Here is a 12,573-nt window from a genome sequence, read left to right on the forward strand (position 1 = left end):
ATACTAGGTATAGTTGTCATATAACGTTTCTTGTTGCCGACGTTTCCCAGCTCTAGTGCGACGCATTTGGGCTGGGTAATGTGCCTTGGCAAGGGATAATTATTAGCCCATATATAGATTCTAAGTCATAAATTTACATAATACTATATAAAAATAGTTCACAAGCCAAGGTGAACGGCAACATTTTGTTATACGGAGTTTAGTCCACAAAACTCTTGTATTTTTAGTATATAAAGTATATTTAAAATACAAATCATCCTTGTAATTGAAAATCCTCCAATTATCAATCATTGGCTTTCATATCTATAATTATTAATTTTGCTTTTTTATCATTAAATAATCTTTATTACACAATTCTTTTGACTTCGTCATTAGGTTGGAAATCCATTATACGCTCATTCCAAATTCTTATGACATTAATTTCAGTAAGGTATTGCAACGATTTCATAATTCTAGACGGTCCATACATATGAGTTTCAGGAACAAATCTTGAAATATCTATATTACCAACATCAGTTTCTCCTTTAAGCAATTTAATACCTTCATTTTTATATTCTATAAACTTCATGTAATTATCATATAAATCTTTTCTGTTGTTTAGTAATAGTGTTTCAAAATCTTTATATTCATATTTATCAATTATTGAATATGCAAAATATGGTGTTATATATCCATCCATAGGATTAACATAAATATGATTAAGGTAATCTATGTCTACAATACATCCATGAACCGTTCCAGTCCCGCCAATCATTTTAATACTGCTTGATATAGAATTCAATGCACGATTATATACATTGAATAACCCTTTTATCATATCAGAATAATAGCCCATTCTCTCAAAGTAATAATTTATTTCACTATGATCCAAATTATTGATTGACCCACCGTTTAGCAGATATAACTTTCCTGTTTCAGAATTTCCAAACAAAAAGCAATAAACATCGCCTTTTTTAAGCATATGTATTTTACCTATTCTATTAAACGTTATGTTAATTTCAAATCCTCTGTTAAATTCCAAATATTGTTCACGCGAAACATTATAAATGCCCTCAGGATAATATCTGAAAGTGTCATATACTCCAGACAGATTGAAGTGCTTTAATCCGATATTTGTGGAATGAAATCCGATTTGGTTATCTGAATAAACAGTTTTCTCTTCGTTGCAAAAATAATTATTTCTATGAGTATGTCCATTTACATATATCCATTTACGGTTATAATTTTCTTTTGACCAATTTTCTTTCGGTGTATGGGTTAAAACTACAACTTGATCATTAGCTAATACCCTTCTTAATTTATTGTAAATATATTCAAAGCGATTTGTTTGCTTGATATCTTCATCTAACGACATAATTGTTTTCCTGTAGATTCCTTTTGTCGCATTGAAATCTGAACAAAGGCCTGAAAATCCCACTCCACCAAATATTACAAACGAACTTGTTAAGCATTTATTTTTCAACTCTTCATCACCAATTGACTTTAATTAATCTTCAGAAATAACTGTACCATTAGAAAGCATCAGGTCATTTTGCAAAAAGCAAACACCTAAACTTGAGAATAAATCACGATATTGCAAAATAATTTTATCTAAATCTAATACATGAACACTAGAATTATCATCTTTATTAAAATTCCACAATTCATGATTTCCTAGCACCACTACAATTCTACGCGAACCCCAAAGCTTTACCAACTCTTTATAAAACAATGTTGCTATTTCAAAGTTAAAAGATATATCACCTGCTATTAATAAGTAATCTGTATATGATTTAGTTTCAGCTGTTTCAACCATTTTTTTAGCAAGGTGTCTAATATAAGTTATAACTTCTAATTCAGTGGCATGAGATGGAAACGCATCGATAAGTTTATGGTTTAAATGAAGATCGCTGATATAATATATTTTCCTATAATTATCATTTAATGTTGTATTTGTGAATAAATCAGTATCATGAAGAACAGCAATAGCTTCTACTTCTTCATTTTGCATAGAAGGTGTCAGTTCTATATTACTATTATAATCCCTAATATTTTCAGAATAAAATGAAGCGTCATATAGATGCTGTTCAACTAATACATTACTGCTAATATAAGAACCTTTGATATTAAAATCTCTCAGATTAATTTTCTTAAAGTCAAAATCATATAGATTAGCATTCATCAAATCCGCATTTAAGTGCTCATAAATTCTATAAACGAATTAAATTCTAACATCTCATCCATTTCTTTATAGCAATTTTTTTCTATTGTAATAAACTTTAAACTTTCTTTATCAAAGTATTTCTCCTTGAATTCACGTGCTTTTAATTGTCTTTCTAACTTGATTATGCTAGTGTTATTATTTACATCATTAGGAAGCCTAGTGACTATTCCTCTGATATATGAATAATCGTTACTTTCTATATCAGAATGACTTCCATAGTGGTTTAAGATAAAATTGAGCATTCCACTGCACTTATCTATAGTATACATAGATTCTTGCACATAAAGAAATGCTCTCCAATCTGAATTAACCGCCATATTGCAAAGGTCAGGAGTTTTAACCCTATCAGAAACACATTCCAATGCCAATGGATTATTACTAATCGCTATTATACATAACGCCTCGCTTTTTCTATTGTTAGGCACAAATTTCAGAGCCAATCCATTCTTCTCAACGGCAATCTCAAAAAACTCTTTTGACACAATTTTTCGTGGTACAAATTCTAGAGCTAAACCATTTTGCTTAATGGCATTCATGCATAAGGATTCTAACTTCCATTTTTCAGGAACAAATTCAAGCGCTAATCCATTTTGAAGAACTGCTTTCATACAAATACTTTTGGTTTTATTCTTATCAGGAATATATCTAAGAGTTCTTCCGTCCTGTTTTATTGCTTCAATATATAATTCTTTTGTTTGAAATGTCTCTTTAATATTAGATAAGACTTCTGGGTTATTTTTAACAGATTCTAAGCAAATTTCATAAGTCAACACCTTCGATGAAACATATCTAATAGCACTCCCATTTTGTTTAACAGCTTCAAGACACATATCAATAGTATGTAACTCTTTAGGAATCACTCTTAGTACCATACCATTTTGCTTAACAGCAGCAAAGCATCTTTCAGAAGTTTTTTCTACACTGTCAATACTATAACCGTTCTCATGTATCGCTTTCATAATTTCTTTTTCGTTCATCTTAACAATTGTGGTCAATACATCCATACAATTCATCTCCTTGATGCTTATAAAATATCATTTTATATCATGTGCACTCTCAATATCATAACATTTTTTATTACTTGATCATCTATGTTTGTTAGCTTTAAAAAAATGTCATTTATTGCATTTCCTAAACCTTTTACAAATCATAAAATTCATTCGACTGCATCATTTCAACACGCTGTATATCTATACCACATTCAATTAAACTGTCAAACATTCGCTGCATTTCACTATTACTATAATAGTACACTAACCACTTTGCTTGTTTATCAGTGAAAATATCAATGTTTTTTAAATAAGAAACATCAACACCTGAAAGAGAATGACCGATAACTATAATTTCTTCAATGTCTTTTTCAATCAGACTGCGTAGTTTAAACATATATTTACTTATGTCTTTATAGGTTCGATTATAATAGTTTTCTACTACCTTGCATATACTAATTTCTTTTTCGTCAAAGAAACGTTCAGCTTCATGTCGCTTTTCTTGAATTTTAGCAATTCTATCTTTATTCCCATGTCCCAAAATAGGCTCATTATCTCGTTGCCTAAGAGAACCATGAATATGTATAATTTGTCCTTCACTCACACCATAAACCCTTTCCAAGACAGCTGTATAATTGAAGGTTACGTACAATGCCTCTAGTCGCTTTATGGATAGCCGTTGTTTTAGGTTGCACATCCCTTATACGAATAGTTCTAACCCACTGTTCTAGATATTTTGTTAACAGACTAATATATTTATACTCGTTACTAAAATATTCATATAATGTATCCTCTATACCAACATCGCCGCTTTCCAAATTCATATCAATACTAACTGCTTGTTCAATAATTATATCTTCATCAATATTAGCTAAGTTTGTCTCTAACTCATTCCATAGCATTTCCTTCTTTGCTACTTCATCCATTCTCGGGTAAATATAATAATGCTCCTCAAAGGAATGTAAAAATTCTGGATACATATTTTTCAAGTATGTTCTGAAATCCCAATAAGAAGTTGACAATCCATGCCCTTTATCAAATCCATTTCCTATTATATACAACTTCACTTTTATATCTCCTTTATTTTACCTTAATCTACATTATCGATTCCAGCTAAAAATCTGTTCAACCTTTAGAATTTCTTATAAATATACAATTGGGTATCAATTTCACCTTTCTTTACGAGTTCATTAATTAGCAAAGGATATGAATAATACTGCTGTTTATTTTCATTTATTCCGGTTATTTGCCGGAACCTTTCTTCCTTAAGACAATCATTTTCATCCATATAGAGAAGTAGACTTGATAAATTGAAAAAAGAGTCTGCTATACCCATTTCTTTTATCTTATAGCCTCTAAATAATTCCAGCCTAGCTTAGCTGAAATTACATCTGTCATATTTTTCTTCAGAGATTCCTTTTGCACAGCAGCAGCAATTCGTTTTCTTAATAATTTTAAATCCATACATGCCTCAACATTAGACCTTTTGACATAGGTCTCATATTACATATGTAGCGCAAGCGAATTTTCCCTTTATAATTTGAATGAAAATGATTATGACAGTTGCTACAAAGAGATACTGTATTTAGTTCCTTATCTAAACAAACTTCATACCGATCAGAATATGCCATAGGCACTAGATGATGTGGTTCAGTATTGTTAGCCATCACTACTTATTAAAGCCTTTGCTAAATTCCATTAATGAACTTGATTAAGCACAGCGTCTTCTAAGTCATTCAATATCATATTAAAGGATTTTCGAACTTTTTTAGTAACTAGACTAATCACGTTTTATATTTACTGAACTTTGGTTTTAATTTTCTTAAAACCCTAATTCCTTCGTAATAAAGACCTCTCCTTGTTAAATTGCCATCTTCATCAATAATTCCCTTTTGTTTGCCACTATTTTATAGATCAGTGCCCTATAACAGCAATTAATAATTGTACTTTAAATCTTTAATGATGCTATTAAAACCTATTCACCCTTGTATAGTTACTAAGATTCCATTCTCAAATATAAATATTTGGAGTGCTTTATAAGTTCTAATCTTGCGATAATAAGTTGAACTTATTTTCACTAATGTTAAGTAGATCTATATCTATTTTAAGCTCTTCTAGAATTATTTGCATAAATTAAAATTACTTTCCCATGAATACGAAATGTCTTCAAATAAATTATCATCTATTACCTTAAAACTTGCATTCCAATACAATCATCTTTATTATTTAGGAAGCCATAGCAATATATAATAAATCTTCTATAATATTTTGCTAAAGTTCCTTGTTTGAAATATATATCACTTTAATATTTACATTGATAGTCTAGACCATTTAATCTAACGTTTTCCTTTAGTCTTCCTGCTAATTCAATTACACTCATTAATTCTCCCCCTATAATTAGTTATATTTATATTTATGATTTATCCTTTAAAACTTCTTTCTCTATTTCATCTAACATTTCTCTCAGATACTTAGAAACAACAGCATAGTCTTCAATAATCCTTTTTAAGATAAATGACGGATGGTCCTTGAAATTAAAATCATAATCACTTATGGTTGTAACATTAGGTGAATTTCGATGTGTCATTTTATTTCTACAGTCATTAGTATATTTGTGATTTCCTTTCCATTCCCCCTCTATACCTGTCTCATCTTCTTGCAATATATACTTGTTAATGCCTATTGCCTTTTCTTTAAATTTAGCAGCAAGTGATGAATTTGGATTAAAAATTTTATTATAGTAAATCCTGTCTTTTTTAATATTTATCTCATAAAACAAACGGTATAACTGTGCTAACATGTCCCATAAACTTGAGGTTCTAAATAAAGCATTTTCTATATAATAGTATGCTAAACTTTCTTCTTCTGAATTAATGTCAACCAAACTAAAATTTTCTTGAACCGATTCAGAATATGCATAGTCAATACCTTTTTTAAGTGAGATTTTTATTTTCCAATCTAAATTTTGTAATGTATCATATATAGTCTTATATTGCATTAATTTACTAAATGGTGCTTCTTCAACTTCAGGAGAAATTACACCAAATAAGAATCTATCTTCTCCAAAAAACACCTTGAAACGTTTTGGATTATATGATACTTCTGAAATTTTCTTTTTTAAATATTCCACTTCTTTATTATTAATTTTACTCATAAGTTATGTTTAGTAAGCTAATGTATAACAAGTATACAATGCTTATAAACTCTCACTTCCTTTCTTTTTATACTCTTTAATGTGTATAACCTGTTGAAAGAAGATTTCGGCATAACTAAGTTATCAGTTACTTTATTTACATAGTAACAGTATTATTTTTAATTTTATCTATCTTATATTTATCATATAATGTTTCAAATAGTACTTCTGCTAACAAATTATCTAGCAGACAACAAACACCTAGTAGAATCCAATTTAATCGACTGTATTCAGAATAGTCAAAACTACATTGATTCATATGTGCTAGGGCAAATTCTTCAGATTTTACATTAAATGCAATAAAATCTCCATGTCCAATTTTGTTTCTCATCTGCCTCAAAAGGCGCGTTACATTTTTACACTCAGTACCATAAGTAGGTTCTAAGAATATTGCTAGTTTTCCATCTAGCTTCTCTGTTTTTTCACCTGATTTTAAAAGTAACATTTCTAGCAGTGAATAAGATCTAAACAAATGATTCGTATTATATTCGTTATCTTTATATAATGCATTTACTATATAATCAAACTTGTAGTAATCATTTTCATTTTCAAGAAATAGATCTAAACTTTTACCCCACTTTTTAAGCTGTGATATATATTCATCTAATGTTTCTTTTCTCTTATAAGTAAAAGATAATATTGATATAACCCTAGTTTTCTCAAAATCGTTTATATTGCTAGAATATACACATGTAGGAGACAGCAATTCTTTATTGTTTTTCCTTACAAAACGAATAAAACCAACAATTTTTTCAGCATAATCTTCTTCACAAAGACGGCCATCAAAACAATTAGTTTCCCAATCAAAAAATGGCATATCTTCATTTTCATAATCAAAAAACAAATAAATCATATTATCTGCAATATAATTTAAATAATTAGATATATCACTTTCTTCCATTCCATCAGGAGTATTAAAATTATCATCAACTATTCTTTTTAGATAATTTATATCATATGATGTTTTAAGCTTCTTTCCATAATCTTTCTCGAATTCAGAGTCATCAAGCTCTTGTTGGCTAATCTCTCGTTCCATAACTCTTACCAACTCTTGTTTCCAATCATTATCTTTTTCATTCGGTAAATTAGCTATATATAGCTGTAATTTCTTAGAAATTAGCGTTTTCTCTATCTTTCCATATGCATCTATTACTATCATTATTTCACCTTCAAATTCCGATTTATCAAGTTGTTTACAATAATTGATGCGTCTCATTTTTTTACTATTGTTCATCAATCGTAGTTTCATTATTATGCAGTATTTATGAAAAATGTGAACTAAAAATTTTTCTCATTTTGTACATGCTTGTTTCTTTCTCCTTTTGCAGTTCCAATAACTCTTTCGATAAAGGGATTTTTTCCTATGGCATAATTATTTATATTTTCAAAAACCTCCTTTTCTAAATGTTTCTTGAGATTAGAATCCTTAATATTATTGCTTGATTCATTCTGTAAAATAGCTTGATATATACTGCATGAGTTGCTCATACTGGATTGCTTTGGATTATGTCCGTATCAGTTTAACAAAAGAATTTGCGATTACCTTTCCATCAGTTTCTGACTCAGCTGTCTTATTGGCCCAATTTGTTTTTCAAACATCAAATCCCATATATCAAGACATTCTTTGGCAATATTTTTGATTTCAGGTAGTGGCGAGCCATCCGTCTCGTCATATAATCCAATTACTAACTTAGATATTTCATCTTCTATTCCCCAACTCCCATCGTCTCTACCACTTCCGTCTTTAATTAAATGATAACTCATTGATAGTATAATATCTTTGTAATCAACCACTGACTTTGACTCTTCTTCAAGATAATGTACAAATGCATGCAATGTTCTGCGGCTTAAACCCGAACTCATTAGTTCAATTAAAAAATCCTTATCTCTCTCTAAATCAATAAGATTATCATAAAATAATCTTGAAATCGGCATTTCCAAATCTAATGTACTTGTCTTAAATTTACGTATCATATTTTTGGCTAATGTGTTAAATTCATCTTTATTGAAATAAATAATAGCCATATGAAGAACTGCTTCGGCTTGTACTACACTCATTGTATCCACATTATCAATTATATCGACAAATTCATTTTTCAGAATATACATTTCCGATAGACAATAAGCTCCCATTTTAATAAGTTCTTTATCTTCGGACTCGAAACATTCTTTTATAATTTTTAATATACGTTCATTATATTTAGGATACAAGAAAAATAGCATGTTTTTTGTACCATGGAAGCCTGCTAACCTGTAATCTTGTTCATAGAGGTTTAAAATTTTTTCAGATGCCCAATCTTTTTCAACGTTATACGAAGGCCATAATGCGTATAAACTTGCCAATTTCACTGCCGGGTTTTCATCCAATGTCAATTTTTCAATTGTATCTTTAAACTGTTCAAACAGAGTACTGTCTTTCCATAATAGTTTAGCTATCGATTGAGCAGCCTTCCCCCTTACGCAGTTTATTGCATTACTTTGTAACATATCAAAACTGTGCATTTCTTTATCCTCATTATTCGTTACATTTGGTTTACCGATTTTTGGGTTTTTATGGTTAATTGCAATATCCTTAAGAACATTCAATATCTTCTGTGACCATTCTTCATTCTTCCTGTTTTCAATAAGTGAGCAAATGTAATCTGCTCTGTGTGAAGTATAATCATATGAATATCTGAAAATCATTGTTTCTAACAACTCTAACGGTACATTATCCAAAGCCTTACTATATGCTAGTCCACTAAATAGGGAATCGACATATACATCCAAAATCTCCTCCTTATTTGAAAGAGCTAGATTTACCATTCTTAACGGTTCTTCAGAAACAGCATTACTAAAACTTCTTGCAAATTCTTCAATAGAACTTTCAATAAATCCCCCTGGAACCTCTTTCCAACAGGAATGACTTGTATGCTTAAGTTTTTTGTTAGTTAAAACCTCAAACCACCTTTTGTTATTTAGTTTTTTCCCCGCAATGGGTGAACTCACCCCTCCACCATGCCCGTCTGAATATTTATATGAAGTTGCCCCTTTAGGGAATTTACGATTTAAAACACGTATTAAATCTTTTGCTTGATCGCTCAATCGATTATAGGGTAACACTTCGAGAAGTTCTTTCTGCAATTCACCCCAAAAACTCCAATATACTTTATAGCCATTTTTTTCTCTATTGTAATCAATTCTACGTTGAAGTAACTCTTTAGCTTTTGGTGATAGATAACTTAAAACCGTCTTTTCTAATATAGCGAAGATATCTTCACTACAATATTTAGAATGCTTTCCTAATATCTGTTTGACAAGAAATAATTCATCATTATTGCCACTTGTCTTATCAAATATGTTGCTATCAAAGTCACTACATAAATATGTAATCACTACATCACTATATATCTCTGGTAATCGATATAATCCATCCATTATAATTTCATTTGATAAATCATTGCCTTTACCCATGAATTCTTTATAGCGTTCCAAAAATGTTTCTGGTTTTAAGGCAATTATTGCTGCGTTAGCTTTCCTAATAATTTGTATACAAGCCCTTTCAAGACCTCTTTTATAAAAATATCTTCCAGACCAATCACTGAAACATAGCATTACATCCTTTTCCGTAGGAATGTATCGCAATAATAAATTAACAACCTCTATTCCATTTTTAATTAGAATTTCAGAGTCTTCATATAAAAATTCCTTTTCATATTTATAAATGTTTTTCCCTTTACCTTTAATTTTATTTTCCAATAAAAGTGCTAATAGCCTTATTGTTCTCATTTCACAATTTTTGAACATCGACTTAAAGTCAAGATATACATCAGCCATTTGCGGATACCTGTTATAAAATCTCATTCGCAATTCAAACAACTCATCCGTATCTTGATTTATATCATGTAAAAAACATCTTGAGAATTTATTATCATCTTCTAGCGATTGAAATGCATACTTTTCAATAAATGCAATATCCTCAATTTCATAGTCCGAGCTCATACTTATAAGTAAATTGAAGACAATATCTTTTTTTTGCGGATTGTTAAACCATTTATCTAAAACACCATATTGTCTAAGCAACCTAATATATTTAGGCCTGGAGAATATAACGTTATCTATAATATGATTACCATATATTTCGTTTCCACAGTTATTAAGAATAAATTTTTGTATATTTTCATCTAAAATATCTATTTGATTTAATACCTCAAGGAAAACGAATTTAACAAAATATCTAATTTGCTTTGCCTCAAACATCTTTTGGCCTGCATTAATAAAATCCTGGCTATCGAACTCAGATAAATTTTGTATAAACATTTGCACTTGATATCTTTTTCCAGGAGTTTGCTTTTCTTTACTTCCAATAATATCTGCAATATCTTCACCGGCATAATATCTCTTAGTCATCTTTTCGGACAAAAAACAGTCTAATATTGATTGATGAGCAAAGGAAACTTTATTATCTTGAATTATTAAGAAAGCATTTGAAGATAAAAACTCTAAGTATGATTTATTGACACTTAATATACTCAACGGAATACATATTCTACCTAGATTTTCCAGAATGGTTACCACTTTTTCTTTAGTAACATTTAGATCAGTTTCACTTAATCCATATTCAAAACATTTTTCGGACAACTGGCCCCACCATTTTGAGACCAATTGACTTGCGGTAGAACATTCGTCATATTCTTTGCTTGGATCTAACCGTTGCCAAATATATAAATTGCTTGGAATCCTTAGTAACTCTTTCAGTTTACTTGTTAATTGCTCATAACGCTTCCCAACAATGTCCTTTACTTTTACCTCATCCAATTCATTAACCTGAACTTTATTCCATTGAATAACTTCATCTTTCTTATCAATTTTTTTAAATAATGATTTAATATTATTATCATTTTCCAGGTCATAGGTTCGACACACAAAAACGACAGATATCTTATATTTTCTTTCAAAATTCAATCTCTCTACTCGGTTTATAATTTGTGCACATACTAATAAAGCATCTCTGGAGTGTGCTTGAGTCCAACGTAGAGCATCTAATTGATCTAAAATAATTACTGCTCTTTCATTTTTAGAAATACTATGAATGCAATGAGCTATAGATGCAGGTAAACCTAAATCTCTGCCCCATTTCTCCGCTGTCCCATTTGGGATATGTTTATCTAATTTAATTGCCAAATATGGTATGGTATTTTCTTGGCAATAATTGATAATGTCTACTGTACATCCACTTTTCCCTCTTCCAGCTTTTCCGTGTATTATTAGAGAGCCCCCTGAATCTATTGCTTCTCTTAATGTAGAAAATTCTTTTCTCTTAATTAACCCATTATCTAACGGAATAAATGCTGCCATATATTCCTGATTCAATTCCTCTAACCTAGGCATGATACGTTCATCAGTTGCAAGATTTTTAAACCTTATATTTTTTCCTTTTAAAAAAGTGTACAAAACGGACTGGTTAATTGTTTTTCCTAAAATATTTCCATCTACTATCCAAGCAATAAATGTATCATATATTTTTTCTTCAGTACCTATTAACAAATAACTAATTTTGGATAAAATCAGTTCTTTTAATTCTGTATCCGGAAATTGACGATATGCTATTCTATTTAAATAAGAAATGCACTTTACTAAGTCCAAATCTTGTTCCGGATTTATCTCCATCACTTTGCAAAATTTTTTGAAGAAATTAGAAAATTCTTTGCTAGCATTGAGTATTTGGTTATTATAAAAATCTTTAGGATTTTCGCTAGTATTTTTTGCTCTTTCAATTAAATCCTCTAGTATTGTGAAAGCTAAAGGTGAAACTAAAGCAACAGTATTCGACTCATCTCTATCCAATTGATACTTCCAATTCGTGAAGATTCCTTTGGCATTAGTAGTTCCATAATCCCAACATTCTTTACTCCCGTTTCTCCCTTTACATTGCTGCCCTTCTCTGCTGCCATTTTTTTTTCCAATCCAAATGTCAATACCGCGTTCATCGTCACCAAGTGCTTCCAAAACAATATAATCTAATTTCTCATCCAAAACTTTTAAAATTTGAAATATTGCCCATTTAATTTCAAATCTATTTCCACTTTTATCAGCTCTGCCCCCTAAATCATATGGCATACCAAACACCCCCGATTTATTTCTATTAAAATATAGAATAGTTAATTTAGTTGCATGAACACGGCGGCCCTTGCATCATCTTTCCGACA

General features: G+C 30.0%; 10 protein-coding genes. All 10 read right to left on the reverse strand.

From position 1 onward, the window contains the following. Positions 1-346: 346 nt before the first annotated feature. The 10 genes from ACWJKS_RS10530 to ACWJKS_RS10575 all read right to left on the reverse strand — a co-directional run bounded on the left by ACWJKS_RS10530 (position 347) and on the right by ACWJKS_RS10575 (position 12,484). On the reverse strand, positions 347-1,462 hold the full coding sequence (locus ACWJKS_RS10530; protein ID WP_462959531.1) for a hypothetical protein: 1,116 nt from the start codon (positions 1,460-1,462) through the stop codon (positions 347-349). Positions 1,463-1,486: 24 nt separating this feature from the next. Then, a complete protein-coding gene (locus tag ACWJKS_RS10535; RefSeq protein WP_462959532.1) occupies positions 1,487-2,161 on the reverse strand; it encodes a metallophosphoesterase in 675 nt (224 codons plus the stop codon). Positions 2,162-2,172: 11 nt separating this feature from the next. After that, entirely contained in the window at positions 2,173-3,207 is a 1,035-nt protein-coding gene (locus tag ACWJKS_RS10540) for a DUF4116 domain-containing protein (protein ID WP_462959533.1), read from the reverse strand. A 136-nt stretch (positions 3,208-3,343) separates the two neighbouring features. Continuing rightward, positions 3,344-3,796 (reverse strand): AbiH family protein, encoded by a 453-nt coding sequence (locus ACWJKS_RS10545; RefSeq protein WP_462959534.1) that lies wholly within the window; start codon positions 3,794-3,796, stop codon positions 3,344-3,346. Next, entirely contained in the window at positions 3,789-4,259 is a 471-nt protein-coding gene (locus ACWJKS_RS10550; RefSeq protein WP_462959535.1) for an AbiH family protein, read from the reverse strand. The genes ACWJKS_RS10545 and ACWJKS_RS10550 overlap by 8 nt, the downstream gene beginning before the upstream one ends. A 274-nt stretch (positions 4,260-4,533) precedes the next feature. After that, positions 4,534-4,656, reverse strand: a complete 123-nt coding sequence (locus ACWJKS_RS10555) for a hypothetical protein (protein WP_462959536.1) — start codon at positions 4,654-4,656, stop codon at positions 4,534-4,536. A 949-nt stretch (positions 4,657-5,605) separates the two neighbouring features. After that, the gene (locus ACWJKS_RS10560; protein ID WP_462959537.1) at positions 5,606-6,346 is read right to left on the reverse strand and encodes a hypothetical protein; all 741 of its coding nucleotides are present in this window, start codon (positions 6,344-6,346) and stop codon (positions 5,606-5,608) included. 136 nt (positions 6,347-6,482) lie between these two features. Further along, entirely contained in the window at positions 6,483-7,544 is a 1,062-nt protein-coding gene (locus ACWJKS_RS10565; RefSeq protein WP_462959538.1) for a hypothetical protein, read from the reverse strand. A 119-nt stretch (positions 7,545-7,663) separates the two neighbouring features. Further along, positions 7,664-7,873, reverse strand: coding sequence for a hypothetical protein (locus ACWJKS_RS10570; RefSeq protein WP_462959539.1), 210 nt, complete (start codon positions 7,871-7,873; stop codon positions 7,664-7,666). 51 nt (positions 7,874-7,924) lie between these two features. After that, positions 7,925-12,484 carry a hypothetical protein gene (locus ACWJKS_RS10575; protein ID WP_462959540.1) on the reverse strand — a complete coding sequence of 1,520 codons (4,560 nt, stop codon included), beginning with the start codon at positions 12,482-12,484 and terminating at the stop codon, positions 7,925-7,927. Between the last annotated feature and the right edge of the window lie 89 nt (positions 12,485-12,573).

The sequence above is a fragment of the Clostridium sp. CM038 genome, from assembly GCF_055081105.1.

What these genes read in the sequence shown, in the direction of transcription:
- ACWJKS_RS10540 (WP_462959533.1), bottom strand. Translation starts at nt 3,207, where the DNA reads ATGGATGTATTGACCACAATTGTTAAGATGAACGAAAAAGAAATTATG.
- ACWJKS_RS10555 (WP_462959536.1), bottom strand. Translation starts at nt 4,656, where the DNA reads ATGGATTTAAAATTATTAAGAAAACGAATTGCTGCTGCTGTGCAAAAG.
- ACWJKS_RS10570 (WP_462959539.1), bottom strand. Translation starts at nt 7,873, where the DNA reads ATGAGCAACTCATGCAGTATATATCAAGCTATTTTACAGAATGAATCA.
- ACWJKS_RS10560 (WP_462959537.1), bottom strand. Translation starts at nt 6,346, where the DNA reads ATGAGTAAAATTAATAATAAAGAAGTGGAATATTTAAAAAAGAAAATT.
- ACWJKS_RS10565 (WP_462959538.1), bottom strand. Translation starts at nt 7,544, where the DNA reads ATGATAGTAATAGATGCATATGGAAAGATAGAGAAAACGCTAATTTCT.
- ACWJKS_RS10535 (WP_462959532.1), bottom strand. Translation starts at nt 2,161, where the DNA reads ATGAATGCTAATCTATATGATTTTGACTTTAAGAAAATTAATCTGAGA.
- ACWJKS_RS10575 (WP_462959540.1), bottom strand. Translation starts at nt 12,484, where the DNA reads ATGCCATATGATTTAGGGGGCAGAGCTGATAAAAGTGGAAATAGATTT.